General features: G+C 61.2%; 1 protein-coding gene. It reads right to left on the bottom strand.

All coding sequences use genetic code 11. The features are described 5' to 3' along the window. On the bottom strand, window positions 1–409 hold a 409-nt coding region (locus SxD43FB_RS23995), incomplete at its 3' end, for a biotin/lipoyl-binding protein (RefSeq protein WP_255245896.1). Window positions 410–456 lie beyond the last annotated feature (47 nt).

The raw sequence follows: 456 nt of genomic DNA, 5'->3' as shown, positions 1-456 counted from the left end.
GCGCAGCATTGGTTCGCTCGCGAGCTTGCCGTGCCTGCGTCTGAAGCTGCGCGAAACGCTCCCCTGGCTCGGCGCCGGATGCGGCAAGCGGCTGATATCGCGTAACCTGCTGTGCGGCGAAAGCAGCCTCGGCGCGCGCCGCGTCGAGCTGGGCTTGCGCTTGCGCTATGGTTGCCTGTTGTTCGGAAATCTGAGAGCGCGTCGTATCCCCCGCAGCCGTTGCCGTTTCGATCTGGCTGGTAATCTGTTCAGTCTGCGCCCGATATTCGCGGGGATCGAGTTCAGCTAGAGACTGCCCCTGCCGAACCGTCTGATTCTCGATAACGAACACCCGTTCAACATATCCGGCGATCTTGGGCGCTGTGATGACGGAATCCGCCGCAACATAGGCGTTGTCGGTCACCTGCATGTATCGGCCCCGGTTCTGATGATCCAAGTACCAGACAAGGCCACCAA

This window comes from Sphingobium sp. D43FB, from assembly GCF_002312805.1.
In the GTDB taxonomy this organism is placed as follows: domain Bacteria; phylum Pseudomonadota; class Alphaproteobacteria; order Sphingomonadales; family Sphingomonadaceae; genus Sphingobium.
Note: the sequence above shows the minus strand (reverse complement) of the source record. Positions and strands in the feature narration are given on the sequence as shown.